We start from the raw sequence: 15,385 nt of genomic DNA, 5'->3' as shown, positions 1-15,385 counted from the left end.
GCACATGGTGGAGATCTTTCAGTACGGTCGCTCGTCGGTCGTAATCGACGACCCAGCGGATGGTCTGGTGCGGGGCGCCCAGGCCGGTACCTTCGACGAGCGTTGCTCTCTGCCTGCGGGTTCGGCGGCAATTAACGCCGCCTTGTCGAATAACGGGCGCATGCCGGTGGCGGGCAACGCCGCGGGTTTTAGCGCGGTGCAAACGGCAGTGCTGTGCGTAGGAGCCTGCCTGGTGCTCTTCAGCGGCTTTTTGGGGCTCCGTGGTGGAACGCAATCCACGGTGATTGGCATTGTGCTTTCAGCTATTGGTCTGTTGATGGCAGGTATTGCCTTTTATAGTGCAAGAAAACGCCGTGGTCGCCTGCAGATTCTAGGTAAGGCTTGGGGAAATGGCTGGCTGCGCTTTGCCCCCGTACGGGTCGGAGGGGTGTGGATCTCGCGAGTGTCGACCCACAACGACAATGGCGATACCACTAACACTGACCGTCGGTTTTATTACAAGGCTATGGCTCAGGCTTATCCAACGGATGGCCTTCAACCCTTCACCTTCCGCACCGGAGAGTTCAATGCTCCTGCCGACTGGAACGGCCACGCCTACAACCTGCGAATGGCAGAAGGGCCGATGGATGTGCTGGAGCCGGAGTACACAAATGGCTGGACCATCTGCCGTTATATCGCTGGCCAGCCAGAGACTGCGACGATTGCCACGGATCTTTCCGCAAAGCAGGTCAAGGCAGCTCTAGAGGTCGCGCAAATCCGATAGGGCTCTGCAAGAGCTGGCTGTGCCGGGCGGGGATCCGGTCCCGCAGGATGATCTCCGTCCGGGTTCGTTGAACCCCTTTAACCTCTTGTAGCTTCAGAGTGATTTGTTCGAGGTGGCCATGATCACGTGCCACCACCTTGCAGGTGAGGTCATAAGGACCGGCGAGTGAATGAGCCTCGGTAATCCACGGTATCTTCGCAAACTCGGCCGTGACGCGGTCGAGGGTGCGCTGGTCCAACGTGACATGGACAAAGGCACCTAAAGGAAAACCCAAGGCTCCGGGGTGGAAGTGTGGCGCAAAGCTACTGATCACTCCCCTGTCCATCAACTTTTCCATGCGGCTACTGACGGTCGCACGCGCGACGCCGAGCACACGCGCATACTCTCGCACCCCAGCTTTTGGGCGTTCGCTCAGCAGTACACAGAGTTTGATGTCTGTTTCGTCAAGGTCTCGCATTAGCGCTCTCGTTCCTTGTGACGCCCATTAAGGCCTGTTGTTAAAAAGTATCTACTTTTGTCAGCAAATATGGTTTATGTTGAATGAGATTCTAGGCCATTGGCCTAGTTCTCAAGGCGGGTTAGCTAAAAATATTTGCTAAGTGAAATATCTTGGCGGGGGTACTTAAGTTTGGTCCGCTCATCAACCTAGTGTGATTCGAAACACATTTTCCGCACACATGAAAGGGTGAACAGCGATGACCTCGACCTTCATCCCCACGACTCAGCAACTCCCCGACTACACCCAGTCGCGATACCGCGAGAAAACGGGAAATATCCATCTGACCGGTATCCAGGCTTTGGTACGGACAGTGCTGGATCGTGCAGAGTCAGACCGCGATATGGGGTTAAAGACTTCCAGCTTCATTTCCGGCTACGAGGGATCCCCGCTGGGTGGATACGATCTAGAGCTGGGGCGCCGCGGCTCGTTGCTCAAGGATTTTGACGTGCAGCACTTCCCCGCCGTCAATGAAGAGCTGGGCGTCACCGCCGTCGCGGGATCGCAGATGACTGCACGGGCAACCGTAAAGCCTGGGGTCGATGGCGTGGTCGGTTATTGGTACGGAAAGGCGCCGGGACTCGATCGCGCTGCTGATGCCCTTCGACATGCAAACATGACCGGTACCAGCGGAACGGGTGGAGCGGTGGCCTTCGTAGGCGACGACCCGACCGCGAAGTCCTCCACCATCCCCTCGGCTTCCGGGCGTATCTTGGCCGATCTGGGCATGCCCACGTTGGTTCCCGTCGATGCGGGCGACATTCTGCGCCTTGGTGCGCACGCCGCGTGGATGTCTCGCTATAGCGGACTGTGGACGGCGTTGCGGATTACTACACCCGTTGCGGATGGATCAGCCAGTGTGGATCTGGAGGCAATCAAGGAGGCCACGTCTCCCCGTGGGGTAGAACGCGGCGGCGAACATGAGCCGGAGGCCCGCCTACTCGGCAAGCGGCTCTTGGCCTTGGAAGACACCCGCGTAGGTGAACGTCTGCAGCGCGCATTGGACTATGCGCGCGAGCATCGCCTAAACCGCTGGTGGAATGCCAACGACGGCGACCGGGTCGGCGTGATCTGCGCCGGAAACACGTCGCTTGAGGTTGCGGAAGTTGTGGATGAGGCGCAGGTTCGCGTACTACAGCTGGCCATGACTTTTCCATTGGATCCGCAGGAGCTAGAACGATTCTGTGACGGACTGGATAAGCTGATTGTCGCAGAGGAACTGGGCACTCACCTGCTGGAATCCGTGCGCGCCTGCCTCTACGATCTGCCGGTGCGCCCCCGGATCGAGCATGTGCAAGACCCGCTCAAGCAACTCCCCCGCGTGCTGCGCGCTGACGGTATCGAGGTAGCCGGGCCGACGACGGGGCCAACTCGGATCTCCCTGCCATTGGCCGTACCCAATCGCGTACCGCACTTCTGCTCCGGATGTCCGCACAATCTGTCCACCCGCGCGGACGAGGACACACTGGTGGGGGCTGGAATTGGCTGCCACGCAATGGTGATGCTGATGGACGACAAGCGCGTGGGCAATGTCATGGGCACGGCTCAGATGGGTGGCGAGGGTGCACACTGGATCGGTATGCACAGCTTCGTCACAGAAGAGCACTTTGTGCAAAACATGGGCGACGGAACCTTCCTGCACTCTGGATCACTGGCGCTGCGGGCGCTAGTGGCGTCAAAGGTGAACGTAACCCTTAAGCTGCTGCACAACGGCACCGTGGCAATGACTGGTGGCCAGGATCCTGTGGGGCAGCCGAGCCTGGCTGGGCTGGTGGATATGGTGCGTGCCGAGAATCCAGGCAGAATTATTGTGACCAGTGACGATGTGCAACGCACCCGGAAGATACTGCGCGGTTCCGGGGTACAGGTTCGCCCACGCGAGGAACTGACATCGGTGCAAAAGGAACTCGCGGCGCAAAAGGGTGTATCGGTGCTGATCCACGATCAGGAATGTGCCGCGGAAAAGCGCCGTGCCCGCAATCGCAATAAGCGCAGCCGACCAACTGAGAAGATTGTGATCAATGAACGCATCTGCGAGGGCTGTGGTGACTGTGGAGAGAAGTCCGGCTGCCTTTCCCTCCAGCCTGTGGACACACAGTTTGGCCGCAAGACCCGCGTTGACCAGACAAGCTGCAACGTCGACCGCTCGTGCCTGACCGGCGATTGCCCAGCATTTACCACTGTTGTGTCGGAAGAACGGCCCCGGGAAGTGCCACGTGTTGACGCCACCGATCTCGAACCGGCCCCGGCCTGTGACCTCAATGCGAAGCATCCGTGGAATGTACGCATCTCGGGTGTCGGTGGCACAGGAGTTATGACGGCATCTGCGGTGATCGCCACTGCGGCTCACCTCGATGGCCTCGCAGTACGTGGTACGGACATGACCGGACTGGCACAAAAGGGCGGGTCGGTAGTCTCCGATTTGCGTATCTCTAGGACCATCGGCCAGCACACCGGAACGGTGCCGCGCGGTAGTGCAGATCTGTTGATCGCCCTCGATGGAGTGACAGGTGCGGAGGATCCGAGCACCTCGGTGCTCAATGCGGCGCGGACAATCGCGGTGCTTTCGGATTCGACGACTCCGACTGGTCAGATGTGCACGGACGTCACCGCTTCTCGTCCCAACGGGGTGCAGATTGCGGGTGCGTTGGGTCACGCGGCAAGGCGGGCGATTATCACCGACGCAATCCGTGTTTCTACGAAGCTTTTCGGTGAGTCCACATTCCAAATCATGCTGCTAGTCGGTGCCGCAGTGCAGGCGGGTGCTCTGCCGGTGACGCCGGAGTCGATAGAGCAAGCACTGCGAATCAATGGCAAGAAAGCGGAGATGAATATCCAGGCGTTTCGCCGGGGCCGCCAGCTGGTGAGCCGTCCCGAAGCGCTGATCGAGCTGTTGAGCAAAGAACCAGACTACGCCCAGCACATGGAGGTTACTCCCCTGGCGCGTACTCGCGCGAAGATGGAGCGCCTACTGGAGGCCAGCTTGGTGGAACAAGTCGGCGTATACGTCGACGAAATGGGTCGCTGGGGTACGCCGGAGGACGCCGAAAGCTACCTGGCTGACGTACGTGCCGTGTATGCCCATGAGAGACGGGTGAATCCAGATGGCCCGGCCGAGCTCACCCGTAACTTCGCCGCGGGGCTGCATAAGCTCTCGGCTTATAAGGATGAGTACGAGGTCGCTCGTCTTGCACTGGATCCCGGCTTCGCCGCTGCACAGGGAGATGCGGAGGTCACTGTCCAATTCCAGCCGCCACTGCTGCGGGCACTGGGGTTGAATCGGAAGATTGGACTAGGTCCACGCATGCGTCCGGTTCTACGGGCCCTAGCTAAGGCCAAGCGTTTCCGTGGTACTCGCCTGGATATCTTCGGCTATGCGGAGGTGCGCAAGCTCGAACGCGAGCTGGTGCAGGTATACCGCGATGAAATCCTGCGACGTGCACGTGAACTGCAGGCTGCAGAGCAGGTAGCGCCACTGGCTGAACTGGCAGCAGCGGCCGATGGAGTCCGGGGATTCGAGCAGAAGAAGATCGACAGTGCCAACGAGTTGCTGGATAAGTTGGCACGAAATAGCGTCAAATAATAGTAAATAGACTAAGCGGTCTGTTATAGTCGCGTTTGTGACTTTTGTACTGCTTTGCCCCCGCAGCGGCGCCGAGGTGCTCGCGGCGGAATACGCCGACTTCCTGAGCTACAGTGGCCTCACCCCAGCTGAGCTGGAACAGAGGCCGCTGGACAATCCCGGAGCCGACCTGGGCAGCTTCGACGGCGTGGAGGGAGTATTCATCGGCGGCTCGCCGTTTACGATCACCCGCCCAGTCGACGTGGAATGGCAGGAGGCCATTTCCCAGAAGCTCGTCGACTTCATCAACATCGAGTCGGAACGGCAGCGCTTCGGAATCTTCTCCACGTGCTACGGCACCTCGATGTTGGCGCATTATCTCGATGGCGAAGTCAATAGTGTCTACTCCGAATCGGCCGGCACTAGCGAGGTTTCACTTACCGACGCCGGACGCATCGACCCGATCACTGGTGGCCTCCCCCAGCGTTTCACCGCGCTGACGGGGCACAAAGATTCCGTGGCCGAGGTGCCAAGTGAAGCTACTTTGCTAGCCACCGGCGAGACCTGCCCCGTGCAGATCTATCGCTATCGTGACAACGTGTGGACTAGCCAATTCCACCCCGAAATGGATGCTGCGGGCATCACACGTCGCCTGAGTTTTTATGAGGACGAGGGCTACTGCGACCCAGCCGAGATCGCAGAGACCTACGCCCACTTTGAAGGGCAGGACACAGCCGCGGCGAACTCGCTACTGCGGCGCTTTGTGGAGTATTCCCGCAGCTCACTGGGTATGGTGGGTTAAGCCAGTTCGACGATCTCCATGTAATCATCGTTCCATAGATCTTCCACACCATCTGGCAAAACGATGACTCGCTCCGGCTCCAGAGCCTTTACCGCGCCTGGGTCATGTGTCACCAGCACGACAGCGCCGGTGTAGGTGCGCAACGCATCGAGAACCTGCTCACGGGACTGCGGATCCAAGTTATTCGTCGGCTCGTCCAGCAGCAGCACATTGGCTCGAGAGCTCACGAGGGTGGCCAGTGCTAGGCGCGTCTTTTCGCCACCTGACAGAGTGCCAGCAGGCTGATCAAGCTGTTCGCCAGAGAACATAAAGGCGCCCAGCAGGCCGCGAAGATCTTGCTCGCCGGCATCGGGACAGGCTTCGATGGCATTGGCCCACACTGACTTATCCGGATCGATCGTGTCGTGTTCCTGGGCAAAGTAGCCGACCTTTAGGCCATGACCGGAGACAATGCCACCCTCGCCGTCGGTGCGTTCGACCCCGGCCAGAAGCTTGAGCAGTGTGGTCTTACCGGCGCCATTGAAGCCCAGCACGACCACGCGCGAGCCCTTGTCAATTGCCAAATCCACTCCGGCAAAGACCTCCAGCGAGCCATACATCTTGGTCAGCCCCTTGGCGAACATGGGGGTTTTGCCACAGGGGGCCGGCTCCGGGAAGCTGATATTGGCTACGCGGTCCTCCACGCGCACCTCATCGAGGCTGCCCAGCATTTTCTCCGCGCGGGCGGCCATCTGCTTGGCAGCCTTCGCCTTGGTAGCCTTTGCGCCAAGCTTGTCGGCCTGCTGCTTCAGTGCGCTGGCCTTCTTCTCGGCATTGACCTTCTCGCGGCGGCGACGCGCCTCATCGGTGGCGCGGGCATCTTTGTACTTCGACCAGCCCATGTTGTACACATCGGCTTCACCCCGTACCGCGTCAAGGAACCAGATCTTGTTGCAAACATCCTCCAACAGTTCCACATCGTGGCTGATCATGATCAGACCACCTTCGTGTTTGGAAAGGAAGCTGCGCAGCCAGGTAATGGAATCGGCATCCAGGTGGTTAGTCGGCTCGTCAAGCAGCAATGTTGTCTGAGAGCGTCCGGATCCGGCGGTGGCTGCAAAGAGGATCTGTGCGAGCTCCACGCGGCGGCGCTGGCCGCCCGAAAGGGTCTTGAGCTGCTGGTCAAGAATGCGACTTGGCAGGCCAAGAGAGTCGCAAATCTGTGCGGCCTCGCTGTCGGCCTCATAGCCACCGAGGGAGTGATATTTCTCCTCCAAACGGCTGTACTTTAGAATCGCCGCATCCCGCTGACTAGCCGATTCGCTCGTCTCCATGATCTCCTGCTGACGCTCCATGGATTGGCGAATACGGTCGAGGCCGCGGGCGGAAAGCACGCGATCGCGCGCGGTCTGCTCAATATCTCCCTCTTTTGAATCCTGTGGAAGATAGCCCATCTCGCCGCTGCGAGTGACAGAGCCGCCGTAGGGTTCGCCTTCGCCAGCTAGGATGCGCATCGTAGTAGTCTTGCCCGCGCCGTTGCGTCCGACCAGGCCGATGCGGTCGCCAGGCTGTACGCGTAGGTGCTGCCCGGGGGCATTCAGCAGAGTTCGGGCCCCCACCCGAACCTCGAGGTCATTAGTAACAATCACAAGGAAGAAGCCTATCAGTCATCCCCGCCGACGACCCTCCCCACCCCATTAACACTGGCGCTGCGTTACTCGGGATCCCCACAGCCCCCGAGTCGCTGGCCTGTCTGTCGTCGACGGGGCCTGTATTTCATTCCCCCATTCTTCATTGCCCCACTTTAACGGTATGTTCGTACCGAGTAGGACAATGTTTATGTTAGAAACTGTGTTCAGGTTGCGCAGGCTAAGCGTTACATATCCTGCGGTACCTGTCCCCCAAACACTCAACCTAAACCTGAACTACGGCCACTTTAGTTTCTATTAGGTAGTTCTTATAGTTGTAGCTCTCTCGATAACCTAGCGGTGTGTCTTAGAACAATATAAGTAAACCACGGTGATGTAAGTTCGGGGGTAAACCCAGTAATCTCCGCCACATTTCCACTTCCAGAAAGGAGTTTCTGTGGGTCGGCAGCTAGTGCTTAAAGGGTTCGGCCCCGCTGCGGCTTTGCTTGCTATACGAGCAGTTCAACGTGGGTTCTCAGTTGTTGCATACGATCCCTCTTTTACAGTGGGCAGCCCTACCCCATTTCCGGGTACCTACGGAGTGTTCACCCCACAAATCCCTTCTTGGGCAGACCCCCTATTTGGCCCGCCGTCGCCATTAGGAATCGCTGCGGGATCGCCGCCGAGACAACGTGTGCTTGGCTTCACAAACCGCATGCTCGATCAAGAAGCTGTCGTCGAGGCGCTAGACAGGTATGGTGTGCAGATCATTCCAGAGGCACTCCCCGACGGCATGTCAGCCATTGATTGCACCGGTGCTCCGCGCACAGACGCTGCTCTGTGGCAGCTTGCGGTGGGGTGGTTTTTCCCCTTCGATAACTTTGACTTCGCTCCCACACACCCGAAAGCAAACGGAGTTCTCATGGATTGGGGCGTTCCCGATCTGAAAGATCCCTCAGCCCCGCCCAGCTTCTTCTATGCCCAACGCACAAGCGAGGGCTGGCTGTTTGAGGAAACGATCCTGGCGACGCACTGTAATGCAGATCCGGCCAGCCAGCAGGAATTATTCACGCTTCTGAGGGAACGGCTGGCTCAGCGGTGCTCATGGAAACGCCTCACCGAGGAACAGGTGATACGCGAAGAACAGGTGTCGATTCCAATGGGGACGCGGCGGCGTCACAAAGGAAAGAAATTCGGTGCCGCTGCAGGGTTCATTAACCCGGCAACGGGCTATTCGCTAGGCCATGCGTTAGAGGCAGTAGATGAATTCCTGGACGATCGACCGCTCGGCGGTTGGGCCGCCTACACATTGCGACAAATCGGTGGGGAGCTGATTGCGCGAGCTGATGGGGAAACCTTGAAGGACTTCTTCGGGCACTTCTTTGCTCTCGATACACGTCAGCAACTGGCGTACCTCACCGGACGGGATGGCCTAGCGGTGGCACGCACAATGTGGGCGCTGCGGAAGGGAGCGGGGCTGCGGCACAAATTCCTGCGACCGCTGTTTTGCCAACCGTGGTCGGTGGCACAAGCGGTGTGGGCTAGACGGTGAAACCGAGGAAGCGCAGCTGTTCGCGACCCTCCTCGTTAATCATGTGCGGGCCCCAAGCCGGGCTCCATACCCAATTGATCTGCAGGTCGGTGACCTCTTCGACGTTGCTCAGTACAGCATCGCGTGCCTGATCTTCCAGCACATCCTGCAGCGGGCAGGCCGGGGAGGTCAAGGTCATGTTCATAACAGCCTTCTTGTCCTCGATCCAGAGGTCGTAGACCAACCCCAGGTCAATAACGTTGATACCCAGCTCGGGATCGATAACGTCCAGCAGATGCTCTTCCACCTTCCCAGCAATGGCCATGTCTTCCGGGCTGCGCTCGGAGGGACCCTGCGGAGCCTTGTCCAACGGCGAGGGATCCATCTCCGGTGCGGTGGGCTCTGCAGCGTTTGCATTGTCAGTCATGGTAGGTTCCTTACTCTGCGTCGTGGGTTTCGGGGGCTACGCCGGCCTCAGTAGCGGCGGCCTCAAAGGCTTTCCAGCCGAGAAGAGCGCACTTCACTCGTGCCGGGTATTTTGATACGCCCGCGAAGGCGACACCGTCGCCGATGATGTCATCGTCGCCTTCGATCTTGCCGCGAGAAGTCACCATGCGCTCAAACTCGGCGAGCTTGGCGAAGGCCTCTTCGACCGGGCGGCCAACCAATTCCTCCGCCATAACGGACGTGGATGCCTGGCTGATGGAACAACCCACCGCATCATAGGAGATATCCTCCACGGTCTGGTTGTCCTCACTAAGGTGCAGGCGCAGCGTCAACTCATCACCACACGACGTGTTGACATGGTGCACCTCAGATTCGAAAGGTTCGCGCAGGCCAGCGTGCTGCGGGTGCTTGTAGTGGTCCAGGATCACTTCCTGGTACATCTGTTCTAGTTTCATGTGACCGTGGATCCCCTTATGCGGTTCCGAAAAATTCCTGTGCCTTTGCGATGGCCGCAACTAGCGCGTCGACCTCCGAGAGGTCATTGTAAATGTAGAAGCTAGCGCGGGCAGTTGCCTGTACTCCCATGCACGTGTGCACCGGCCATGCGCAGTGGTGACCTACGCGAATACATACGCCTTGGTCATCGACAACCTGGCCTAGGTCGTGCGGGTGAATGCCCTCGACGACAAAGCTCAGCGCACTACCACGATTCTGAGTGTCAGTGGGGCCGATAATGCGGAGGCCATCGATGGTCTGCAGCTGCTTGAGCGCGTAGGCGGTGATCTCAGCTTCGTGCTCTGCAACCTTTTCCATGCCAAGTTCATTGAGGTAGGCCACCGCTGCACCGAGTCCGACGACCTGTGAGGTCATTTGCGTTCCAGCCTCGAAACGCTGTGGAGCTTCGGTGAACGTGGTGCCTTCCATCGTCACTTTCTCCACCATCGAACCGCCGGTCAAGAAAGGCGGTAGCTGATCCATGTGCTGAGACTTGCCGTAGAGCACGCCGACGCCATTAGGTCCCAGCATCTTGTGGCCTGAGAATGCAGCGAAATCTACATCTAGCTCATGGAAATCCACGGGCATGTGCGGCACGGACTGGCATGCGTCCAATACAAAGATGGCATCCACAGCGCGGGCGCGTCGCACGGCCTCGGCCACGTCCAAAACAGCACCTGTGACATTGGACTGGTGCGTTAGCGCCACGACCTTGGTGCGTTCGCTGAGTTGAAGGCTATCGAGGTCAATTCGACCGTCTGAGGTGGCCGAGTACCACTTCAACGTAGCCCCGGTACGCTGGGCGAGTTCCTGCCACGGCACCAGGTTGGCATGGTGCTCCAGCTCAGAGACGACGATCTCATCGCCAGCGCTGACCTGCAGCTCTCCCGACCTTGGGTCGCCCAACATATACGCGACCTCATTCAATGCCTCTGTAGCATTCTTGGTAAACGCGATCTCGCGATCCTCTGCTCCAACAAAGGCCGCTATAGCCTCTCGCGCGGACTCGTATGCCTCCGTGGCCTCCTCCGCGATTTCGTAGGCACCACGGTGCACAGGGGCGTTGTGGGTGGTCAGGAATTCCCGTTCCGCATCGAGCACCTGCACAGGTCGCTGCGCGGTGGCGCCGGAATCCAGATAGACCAACTTCTTGCCATCGCGCACAGTGCGCGACAGGATCGGGAAGTCGCTGCGGATCTTCGCGGTGTCCAGGGAACCGTTTGAACTCACAAGTTCACACTTTCTGCCAGGTCAAGCTTGGCCGAGCAAGGTTGTAGGGAAAGAAAAGGCGGGCGTGGCGAGGAGCGCGGAGGTGGAAGTCGTTATACGAACTTCTCGTAGCCCTCGGACTCCAGCTGCTGAGCCAGCTCCGGGCCACCGCTTTCCACGATGCGGCCCTTGGCAAACACGTGGACATACTCGGGCTTTACGTAGTTAAGGATGCGCTGGTAGTGGGTGATCATCAGCACGCCACCGTTCTCGCGCTCCTTGTAGCGGTTAATACCCTCGGAGACGACGCGCAGGGCGTCGACATCCAGGCCGGAGTCGGTCTCATCCAAGATGGCGAACTTCGGCTTCAGCAGACCCAGCTGGAGGATTTCGTGACGCTTCTTCTCACCACCGGAGAAGCCCTCGTTCACGGAACGCTCAGAGAACGAAGGATCGATGGACAGCTCCTCCATTGCTGCGCGGGCTTCCTTCACCCACTCGCGGATCTTCGGAGCCTCACCGCGGACGGCTGTGGCGGAGGAACGTAGGAAGTTCGCCATGGATACGCCCGGTACCTCGGTCGGGTACTGCATCGCCAGGAACAGGCCAGCACGAGCGCGCTCGTCAACCTCCATGTCCAGCAGGTTCTCGCCATCGAGCAGCACCTCACCCTCGGTGATCTCGTAACGCGGGTGGCCGGCAATGGCATAGGACAAGGTGGACTTGCCGGAACCGTTCGGGCCCATGATGGCGTGGGTTTCACCGGAGTTGATGGTCAGGTTGACGCCGTGCAGGATCGGCTTCGGATCCTCGTTCTCGTCGGCCGGGACAACCTGCGCGTGCAGGTTCTTAATTTCCAAAGTGCTCATGGTGTGTAAAAGCTTTCTATGGGTTTTGGGAAGTAACTTCTTCGGTGGGGTTAAAGAACGGTGTGCTGGAGCTCTGCCTCGACCTTGTCCTCGAGCAGCTCCCGGATCTGTTCCTCCGGGATGCGCTTGATGACGTCGGTGAAGAAACCACGGACAATCAGCATTTTGGCGCTGGCCGGGTCAATACCGCGGGACTGTAGGTAGAACATGTGCTCGTCGTCGAAGCGACCCACCGTAGCAGCGTGGCCGGCGCCAACGATTTCACCCGTCTGGATCTCCAGGTTTGGCACTGCGTCGGCGCGGGCGCCGGAGGTCAGCAGCAGGTTGTTGTTCTTTTCGTAGGTGTCGGTACCGGTTGCATCCGGGCGGATCAATACGTCGCCGATCCATGCCGTGCGAGCCTCGCGGGCGTCCTTGCCCTTTTCCGGTTCGCCCTGCAAAGCACCCTTGTACAACACATTGGAGCGGCAGTTGCGGATAGAGTGATCCACCAACAGACGCTGCTCGAAATACTGGTTGGCATCGGCGAAGTACAGTCCCAGCAGTTCTGCGTCACCGCCGGTGTCCGTGTAACGCACGTGTGGAACAGAACGCACTACGTGACCACCGAAGGCTGCGTAGTAGTGGCGCACAACCGCATCGCGACCGACCTGAATATGGGAGTTCGACAGGTGTACAGCGTCGTCGTTCCAATCCTCAAAGACCACGGTGGTCAACTTCGCACCATCGCCAACAACAAACTCCACGTTGTCGGAGTGAGCACCGGAACCCTCATAACGGACGAACACCACTGCCTCGGCGTGCGACTCAAGCTCGACGACGAGGGTGCCGTAGGAGACCTCGTCCTCGCCGGGACCGTCGATGGTGACGGTTACCGGAGACTGCAATGCAGCATCCTTGGTAATGCGCAGGTAGTCGGCCTCCTGGGTGTTTTCCCAAGCCTGTGCCGCTGCACGATCCACGGGTGCGCCCGCGCGACCGAGACGCTCATCGCCTTGCTGGAGCTGTTCGATAGCCACGCTGGGGGCGTCGTTATCAGCCACATCGACCGCGACAGCGGCGCGCTTGCCAGCCTTAGCCTTCCCATCGTGTAGGCCGCGCAGTTCACGCAGCGGGGTGAAGCGCCAGTCCTCGTCCTTACCGTGCGGAACGGCGAAGTCCGCAGCCGAGAAAGAGGTGAAACGGTCGCCTTTGGTCTGGTGGCTCGTACCAGCCTTGACGGGCGTGATTGTCGCTTCGGTTTCGTTTAGTGGGGTGGTCATTTGGTTTAACCCACCGATCCTTCCATCTGCAGTTCGATAAGACGGTTGAGCTCCAGGGCATACTCCATGGGCAGCTCCTTGGCAATGGGCTCGACGAAGCCACGGACAATCATCGCCATAGCCTCCTCTTCCTCGATGCCGCGGGACATCAGGTAGAACAGCTGATCCTCGGAGACCTGGGAGACCGTGGCTTCGTGGCCGAGCGTGACATGGTCGTTGCGAATGTCGTTGTACGGATATGTATCCGAACGCGAAATGGAATCGACCAGCAACGCATCACACTCAACGTTCGACGCCGAGTGGTGGGCATCCTTGTTCACCTGCACCAGACCGCGGTAAGCGGCGCGGCCGCCAGCGCGGGCGACGGACTTCGACACGATGTTCGAGCTCGTGTGCGGAGCCATGTGCACCATCTTTGCACCCGTGTCCTGGAACTGTCCCTCGCCAGCGAAGGCCACGGAAAGAACCTCGCCCTTTGCATGCGGGCCGGTCATCCAAACCGCTGGGTACTTCATTGTGACCTTGGAGCCGATGTTGCCGTCGACCCACTCCATGGTGCCGCCCTCTTCGCACTTCGTGCGCTTAGTGACGAGATTGTAGACGTTGTTAGACCAGTTCTGGATCGTGGTGTAGCGGCAGCGGCCACCTTTCTTCACAATGATCTCCACGACGGCAGAGTGCAGCGAGTCGGTCTTGTAAATCGGAGCGGTACAACCCTCGACGTAGTGGACATAAGCGTCCTCGTCGACGATGATCAGGGTGCGCTCGAACTGGCCCATGTTCTCGGTGTTAATACGGAAATAAGCCTGCAGCGGAATATCTACGTGTACGCCCTTCGGCACGTAGATAAAGGAACCACCGGACCACACTGCGGTGTTCAAAGCGGAGAATTTGTTGTCGCCGGCGGGGATGACGCTGCCGAAGTATTCCTCAAACAATTCCGGGTAGTCCCGCAGACCGGTATCCGTGTCAACGAAGATCACACCCTGGCTCTCGAGATCCTCGCGAATCTGGTGGTAAACAACCTCCGATTCGTACTGCGCGGCCACGCCAGCCACGAGACGCTGCTTCTCAGCCTCCGGGATGCCCAGCTTGTCGTAGGTGTTCTTAATGTCCTCCGGCAGGTCATCCCAGGTCTGAGCTTGCTTCTCGGTGGAGCGAACAAAGTACTTAATGTTGTCGAAGTCGATATCGCTAAGATCCGCACCCCACGTCGGCAGCGGCTTCTTGTCGAAGATCTCCAGAGCCTTCAGGCGACGCTTCAGCATCCACTCCGGCTCATTCTTCTTTGCGGAAATATCGCGGACGACATCCTCATTAAGACCACGGCGGGCAGAGGCGCCGGCAGCATCGGAATCGTGCCAGCCATAGCCATACGCGCCGATGGAATCAATGATCTCTTCGTCTGTCTGGGGTTTGGTTTCAGGTGTTTGTGCAGCTTGAGTCATGGTTTAACTTTCCTTCTTGGGGGAAGGGGCAATGGTTCTAAGCGGAATATGAGTGGTGCAGACACCGTTTCCGTCGGCAATTGTTGCCAACGGTTGAGTGTGCTGACCTAGAAGCTCTGCGACCACTCGGTGCTCCGCCGCGCATAGTTCTGGGAACTCGTGAGCGACATCTTGGATCGGGCAGTGGTGACGGCAAATCTGGACGCCACCGCCTGCACTATCGACAGTGGCTGCATAGCCTCTCGCGGTGAGCACATCGGCAATGGCCCTAGCCCTTGCAGCCACATCTGCGTCAGCGTCCGGCACGTCCTTCAGTAGGTCATGCACACGCTGGGCGGCGAAATCCTCTACCGCCTCTTCCCCACCCGCAGAGCGGAGGGCACGCAGTGCCAGCAAGGCAAGAGTGTCGTAATCATGTCCAAACTCCGCCCGGCCTTCGTCGGTAAGCCGGAAAAGCTTGGCAGGCCGTCCACGTTGCCCGGAGCGAGGCGCTTCGACGACCTCGGCGAGGCCGTCTGACACGATGTTGTCTAAGTGACGCCTAACGCCGGCGGCGCTTAAGCCAAACGCCTCGCTAATGTCCGATGCGCTCACCGGACCGTGACGCAGCACGTGCAACAAAATGCGGTGCCGCGTGTCACGCTCTGTGGTTGGCTGCGATGAGCGTTCCTCAGATGTCCGTGCCACGCTATACCTCCTTCTGTCGCGAATAGTGTGCGTCGGTGCGATTAGTCTGTGCGATCAGTCAGTGCGACTAAACGACTAAAAATGTGCCTACATGATTAGACAACAAAAGTGTGTCGTAAATATTCCGTCTTGTCTACTAAGGTAACCCTGCCTTAGTTGCCACACATCGCTGTGACGTAGCTCAATTAGCTCTGTGGTGCTGGTCAC

At 58.9% G+C, this 15,385-nt stretch carries 13 protein-coding genes; 4 read left to right on the top strand and 9 right to left on the bottom strand.

The genetic code is table 11. The features are described from left to right. Positions 1-4: 4 nt before the first annotated feature. A complete protein-coding gene (locus tag ACWXWJ_RS01290; protein ID WP_448307674.1) occupies positions 5-763 on the top strand; it encodes a hypothetical protein in 759 nt (252 codons plus the stop codon). Here ACWXWJ_RS01290 and ACWXWJ_RS01285 read toward each other — a convergent pair. After that, positions 729-1,220 carry an Lrp/AsnC family transcriptional regulator gene (locus ACWXWJ_RS01285; protein WP_473963298.1) on the bottom strand — a complete coding sequence of 164 codons (492 nt, stop codon included), beginning with the start codon at positions 1,218-1,220 and terminating at the stop codon, positions 729-731. The genes ACWXWJ_RS01290 and ACWXWJ_RS01285 overlap by 35 nt on opposite strands. Before the next feature lie 238 nt (positions 1,221-1,458). Here ACWXWJ_RS01285 and ACWXWJ_RS01280 point away from each other — a divergent pair, with 238 nt between their 5' ends. Both ACWXWJ_RS01280 and ACWXWJ_RS01275 read left to right on the top strand, forming a co-directional pair. Beyond that, positions 1,459-4,842 (top strand): DUF6537 domain-containing protein, encoded by a 3,384-nt coding sequence (locus ACWXWJ_RS01280; protein ID WP_473963297.1) that lies wholly within the window; start codon positions 1,459-1,461, stop codon positions 4,840-4,842. 37 nt (positions 4,843-4,879) lie between these two features. Beyond that, positions 4,880-5,623, top strand: coding sequence for a glutamine amidotransferase (locus ACWXWJ_RS01275; protein WP_473963296.1), 744 nt, complete (start codon positions 4,880-4,882; stop codon positions 5,621-5,623). Here the strand turns inward: ACWXWJ_RS01275 and ACWXWJ_RS01270 are convergent. Further along, positions 5,620-7,251, bottom strand: a complete 1,632-nt coding sequence (locus ACWXWJ_RS01270) for an ABC-F family ATP-binding cassette domain-containing protein (RefSeq protein WP_448307670.1) — start codon at positions 7,249-7,251, stop codon at positions 5,620-5,622. The two genes, ACWXWJ_RS01275 and ACWXWJ_RS01270, sit on opposite strands and share 4 nt — an antisense overlap. Before the next feature lie 694 nt (positions 7,252-7,945). On the opposite strand from ACWXWJ_RS01270, the gene ACWXWJ_RS01265 reads away from it, so the two are divergent. Continuing rightward, positions 7,946-8,782 (top strand): lycopene cyclase family protein, encoded by an 837-nt coding sequence (locus ACWXWJ_RS01265; RefSeq protein WP_473963295.1) that lies wholly within the window; start codon positions 7,946-7,948, stop codon positions 8,780-8,782. Here the strand turns inward: ACWXWJ_RS01265 and ACWXWJ_RS01260 are convergent. The 7 genes from ACWXWJ_RS01260 to ACWXWJ_RS01230 all read right to left on the bottom strand — a co-directional run bounded on the left by ACWXWJ_RS01260 (position 8,772) and on the right by ACWXWJ_RS01230 (position 15,178). Next, positions 8,772-9,188: a metal-sulfur cluster assembly factor gene (locus ACWXWJ_RS01260; RefSeq protein ID WP_448307668.1), complete on the bottom strand. Its 417-nt coding sequence runs from the start codon at positions 9,186-9,188 to the stop codon at positions 8,772-8,774. The two genes, ACWXWJ_RS01265 and ACWXWJ_RS01260, sit on opposite strands and share 11 nt — an antisense overlap. Before the next feature lie 10 nt (positions 9,189-9,198). Next, positions 9,199-9,663 (bottom strand): Fe-S cluster assembly sulfur transfer protein SufU, encoded by a 465-nt coding sequence (gene sufU, locus ACWXWJ_RS01255; RefSeq protein WP_448307667.1) that lies wholly within the window; start codon positions 9,661-9,663, stop codon positions 9,199-9,201. A 16-nt stretch (positions 9,664-9,679) separates the two neighbouring features. Continuing rightward, positions 9,680-10,933 carry a cysteine desulfurase gene (locus ACWXWJ_RS01250; protein WP_473963294.1) on the bottom strand — a complete coding sequence of 418 codons (1,254 nt, stop codon included), beginning with the start codon at positions 10,931-10,933 and terminating at the stop codon, positions 9,680-9,682. Between the two features lie 92 nt (positions 10,934-11,025). Next, positions 11,026-11,781: a Fe-S cluster assembly ATPase SufC gene (sufC, locus tag ACWXWJ_RS01245; protein WP_448307665.1), complete on the bottom strand. Its 756-nt coding sequence runs from the start codon at positions 11,779-11,781 to the stop codon at positions 11,026-11,028. A 50-nt stretch (positions 11,782-11,831) separates the two neighbouring features. Continuing rightward, positions 11,832-13,043, bottom strand: coding sequence for a Fe-S cluster assembly protein SufD (gene sufD / locus ACWXWJ_RS01240; protein ID WP_448307664.1), 1,212 nt, complete (start codon positions 13,041-13,043; stop codon positions 11,832-11,834). A gap of 5 nt (positions 13,044-13,048) precedes the next feature. Further along, entirely contained in the window at positions 13,049-14,491 is a 1,443-nt protein-coding gene (sufB, locus tag ACWXWJ_RS01235; RefSeq protein ID WP_293791258.1) for a Fe-S cluster assembly protein SufB, read from the bottom strand. Positions 14,492-14,494: 3 nt separating this feature from the next. Continuing rightward, on the bottom strand, positions 14,495-15,178 hold the full coding sequence (locus tag ACWXWJ_RS01230) for a helix-turn-helix transcriptional regulator (RefSeq protein ID WP_473963293.1): 684 nt from the start codon (positions 15,176-15,178) through the stop codon (positions 14,495-14,497). Between the last annotated feature and the right edge of the window lie 207 nt (positions 15,179-15,385).

The sequence above is a fragment of the Corynebacterium sp. p3-SID1761 genome (assembly GCF_055862885.1).
Note: the sequence above shows the minus strand (reverse complement) of the source record. Positions and strands in the feature narration are given on the sequence as shown.